Source organism: Bacteroidota bacterium (genome assembly GCA_039714315.1).
Taxonomy (GTDB): Bacteria; Bacteroidota; Bacteroidia; order Flavobacteriales; family JADGDT01; genus JADGDT01.
The window spans coordinates 1-3,904 of sequence record JBDLJM010000211.1 but is presented as its reverse complement, the minus strand read 5'-3'; the positions used below and the strand labels follow the sequence as shown (position 1 = coordinate 3,904).

Below are 3,904 nucleotides of genomic sequence, written 5' to 3'. Positions count from 1 at the left end.
CAGAGTTCGTAGTATGGGCAACAATAATAACATCCATATTCACTCTGGCACTATTCCGTCAATTCTTAATTCAGCGTGAAAAGCGTTTTGAGAAAAAACTTGCAGGGATACAGGAAGTAATTCAGAAATTACGAGACGAAGAGGTATATCAGATATTTGCCAGCCTTTACAATATTGAGTTGGTATCGGATGTAATGAAGCACGGAAAAACAAACGCTGCCGTATGGCGCGAGAAAATAAACGATTTCGCTCTTGACGGTATTCAGAATGTAAATAAAGTTCTGGAACTGCTCGACGAGCAAAAAGAAGAAATTGATAAAATGGAGGAGTATAACAACTCAACAGTTTCTAATACAAGATTAGCCTACTAAGACTTTTTCATATACAAAATATTCAGACTCGCCCTTTGGGCGGGTCTTTTTTTTGCCTCAGTTCCTAATGACAAAAATCATAATAATATCTGTTTAGAGAGCATAGTTATGAACATATGTTCATAATATATTTGCCAAAAAAATTATATGGCACGTCCGGTAAATCCAAGAAAAGTTTTCTCAAGACCAAAAGTCAAGGGTTTCATACCAATGGGTTTCTATGCTTCAGATCTTGAGACTATATACCTGTCGGTAGAAGAATACGAAAGCATCAGGTTAAAGGACTATATGGGGCTTTCGCAATTAGAGGCATCCGAGCAAATGGGTGTATCGCGACCTACCTTAACCAGAATTTATGATAAAGCCCGCAAGAAATTAGCCGAGGCTATGTGCGAAGGAAAACAAATTTTAATTCAGGGGGGAAATGTAATTTACCATGAAACATGGTTCATATGTAACAATTGCGGAAGTAAATTCAACAAAAAAGGGAAGATAGGCAATGAAAAATGCCCTTTATGTGGTAGTGAAAGTGTGAAACTAATTGAAAATGATTTGTAATGAGTAATGTTAAAATTATTGCAATTCCGGTAAGGGGAAATTCATCCGAGTTTAAGGTATCAAAACTATTTGCAAGAAGTCCATATTTTGTAATCTATGATGAAAAGAGTAAAAGCAAAACGCTTATCGCAAATAAGTTTAAAGACGAACATAGTCAATCCGGCAAATCAATCGCAAAACTTCTCGTAGCAAGAGGAGTTAATACATTCTGTGGATTTGAAATAGGATATAATGTCCAAAAAATTGCAGAAGAAAATAATATCCAACTTATTATACTAAAGGAAGAAGAGAGCACAACAGGAAGTAAAATTATAGATTTAATTTCACGTAAATAAATTACAAAAAACTATTACAACTTTAATAACATCAATTATCCAATGGAAAAATCAAAATTACAGCATTTTCCTATAGCTGCTTTTTCGAGCATCATGGGGCTGGCAGGAGTGTCGGTTGCTTTAAACAAATTCTACCACTTACAGTGGTTGCCTAAATGGCCGTTTCTGGCAATGATGGCAATAGCTTTACTTACATTTGCAACAGTAAGTTATTTCTACTCCAGGAAGGCTTATATATTTTATAAGGATGTAAACGATGATTTCAAACATAGAATCAGAATAAATTTCTTTTCGGCTATAACAATATCATTTCTACTTCTTTCTATAGTATTTTATGGGATCTGGCCATTAGTAGCCTTGCCATTTTGGTGGATAGGTTTTTTAGGACACACTTACATAATGTTACACACAATCAGGTTTTGGATTCAACACAATTTTGAAATTAAGACCTTCAACCCTGCCTGGTTTATACCTGTTGTCGGTAATATCTTAGTACCGGTTATTGGTGTTGACTTTATAGCTCGTGAAATTGCATGGATATATTTTGGTATTGGATTTTTATTTTGGATAATACTGCTGACAATATTTTTAAACCGTGTTATATTTCACGATCAGATGCCTAAAAAATTCATGCCAACTTTCTTCATCTTACTGGCTCCGCCTGCAATTGGATTTATAGCATATGTTAGAATAACCCAGAGTTTAGATTCGTTTGCATTTTTCATGTTATACATGGCCTATTTCTTCGCCGCGTTATTACTTATGCTCCACAAAAGTTTTAGGCATCTAAAGTTTTTTGTTTCATGGTGGGCATTTTTATTCCCGTTAGCTTCAATAACAATAGCTTCTGTGGTAGCTTTTCAACTAACAGGAATGGTTATTTATCAGTATTTAGCCTGGTTATTTTTAGCATTTGCACTGGCTGCATTCGTAATTGTGACATCTAAAACTATTTCAGCAATTAAGAAAGGAGAGCTCTGTGTTGAAGAGGATTGATTCCTAGTACAGGTTACTTCCTTCTACTCCCCTACGGCTACGCTAAAAGCAAGGATTACCGGGGGCAAATTTTGGCTCTGCCAAGTAAAAGAGTTACAGTATTTACAAATATTATCACTAAAAAATAAACAAAATTAAGACAATGGAAAAAAAGATTTTAATAATAGTTTCAGTACTTGGAGGATTGGTCTTTGGAGTATTTTTCACGGGATTAGCAATGAACATGTCATCAGAAAAAATGATGCTTGTAGAAATTAAGAGTCCTTATGAGTTTGACAAAACTGTTGATGTAATACAAAATAGAATCAACAATAAAGACGGTTGGCGAGTTACAGGAGTAATCGATCAGAATAAAGCAGTAATTGACGGTGGAGGGGCTCCTATCGGGAAGTTCAAAATTGTAAAATACTGCAGCGGTAAGTTCGCTTCAGAAATGCTTAATAATGATGACAGAAGAAAAATTGGTGTAATGATGCCAAAATCTTTTGCTGTTTACGAAAAATCGAATGGTCAGGTTTATATCTCAACAGCCAACGGAGCTATCATGGGGAAATTATTCGGCAGTGATGCATCGAATATTATGGAGAAAGTTGCCCTTGACGTTGAGGGAATAATGAGCTTTGTAAACCTTAAGTTCAATGTGTTTTAAAAATTAATACAGGAAATACACTTACTACAACTTCCTTTTAACAAGGACGAACGGGGTGCAGCAAATATGCTACACTCCGTTTTTAATCTTATAGACATTTTGGCATCTTCTTATCATATTAGTCATGCTAAAATCGATACTACATGCCAAACTTTTTCCTGAGATTAGTCAGCATATCAACTGTCATTTCTTCAATGCCATAGAAGAATTTAAAAACTATTTCAATAAATAATTCTTCAAGATATTATACGAATATTGACTGGCTATATTATAAACAAACTTGGGGAAATCTTTAATTGCCTCATCATTAGCATCATCTGATATTGTTCTAATTACTCCCAGAGGAATTCCATATTCATAACAAACCTGTGCTACAGCAGCTCCTTCCATCTCAACAGCCAAAACATTTTCCAGACTGGACTTTATTTCATCCCTTCTTTTGGAATCCTTTATAAATTGGTCTCCGGATGCTATGTTACCTATTACAATTTTTGGATCGGAAATATTAAATTCGTTAAGATAATCATCTGAAATTTTCTCTTTCATTTGTTCTTTTAGAAAGTTAACTCCTGAATCAAAAAGTTTATTTCTAACAGATGGATGAGTTCCTATTTCCTTTTTCATGATTAAAGGCAAGACGTGCTGCAATAAAAACGGACTGGCATCAAAATCATGTTGATAAAGATTTTCGGCTACAATCACGTCTCCGATATTTATTTTACTATCAATTGCTCCGGCTACTCCTGTAAAAATAATTTCATCAACTTTAAATTCTGTTATAAGCGTTGTTGTTGTAGAGGATGCTGCCACCTTACCCCATCTGGAAAAAACCAACACCACTTTATTTCCCCATAAGACCCCACAGTTATACTCTCTCTGGCCTATAGTCCTGGTTTTTTTATTTTCCAGTTTATCCAGAAGGATATCCATTTCTTCTACCATCGCCGACATTACTCCTATCCTTTTCATCTGCTAATAATTTAATGTTTTGGTCA

The 3,904-nt window shown here is 34.9% G+C and carries 6 protein-coding genes; 5 read left to right on the top strand and 1 reads right to left on the bottom strand.

Translation table 11 applies throughout. The features are described 5' to 3' along the window. From ABFR62_13510 to ABFR62_13490, 5 genes are all read left to right on the top strand, one after another. A partial coding sequence (locus ABFR62_13510; GenBank protein MEN8139438.1) for a hypothetical protein occupies positions 1-371 on the top strand: 371 nt, incomplete at its 5' end. Positions 372-518: 147 nt separating this feature from the next. Continuing rightward, a complete protein-coding gene (locus tag ABFR62_13505) occupies positions 519-929 on the top strand; it encodes a DUF134 domain-containing protein (protein ID MEN8139437.1) in 411 nt (136 codons plus the stop codon). Next, positions 929-1,264, top strand: coding sequence for a NifB/NifX family molybdenum-iron cluster-binding protein (locus ABFR62_13500; GenBank protein ID MEN8139436.1), 336 nt, complete (start codon positions 929-931; stop codon positions 1,262-1,264). The genes ABFR62_13505 and ABFR62_13500 overlap by 1 nt, the downstream gene beginning before the upstream one ends. 42 nt (positions 1,265-1,306) lie before the next feature. After that, complete coding sequence (locus ABFR62_13495) at positions 1,307-2,260, top strand: SLAC1 anion channel family protein (GenBank protein ID MEN8139435.1); 954 nt, start codon at positions 1,307-1,309, stop codon at positions 2,258-2,260. 142 nt (positions 2,261-2,402) lie between these two features. Then, a complete protein-coding gene (locus tag ABFR62_13490) occupies positions 2,403-2,909 on the top strand; it encodes a DUF302 domain-containing protein (protein MEN8139434.1) in 507 nt (168 codons plus the stop codon). A 216-nt stretch (positions 2,910-3,125) separates the two neighbouring features. Here the strand turns inward: ABFR62_13490 and ABFR62_13485 are convergent, their stop codons facing one another. Next, positions 3,126-3,878, bottom strand: coding sequence for a 5'-methylthioadenosine/adenosylhomocysteine nucleosidase (locus ABFR62_13485; GenBank protein MEN8139433.1), 753 nt, complete (start codon positions 3,876-3,878; stop codon positions 3,126-3,128). Between the last annotated feature and the right edge of the window lie 26 nt (positions 3,879-3,904).

Excerpts from the sequence above, each read along its gene's own strand:
- ABFR62_13495 (MEN8139435.1), top strand. The coding sequence starts at position 1,307 with ATGGAAAAATCAAAATTACAGCATTTTCCTATAGCTGCTTTTTCGAGC.
- ABFR62_13490 (MEN8139434.1), top strand. The coding sequence starts at position 2,403 with ATGGAAAAAAAGATTTTAATAATAGTTTCAGTACTTGGAGGATTGGTC.
- ABFR62_13505 (MEN8139437.1), top strand. The coding sequence starts at position 519 with ATGGCACGTCCGGTAAATCCAAGAAAAGTTTTCTCAAGACCAAAAGTC.
- ABFR62_13500 (MEN8139436.1), top strand. The coding sequence starts at position 929 with ATGAGTAATGTTAAAATTATTGCAATTCCGGTAAGGGGAAATTCATCC.
- ABFR62_13485 (MEN8139433.1), bottom strand. The coding sequence starts at position 3,878 with ATGAAAAGGATAGGAGTAATGTCGGCGATGGTAGAAGAAATGGATATC.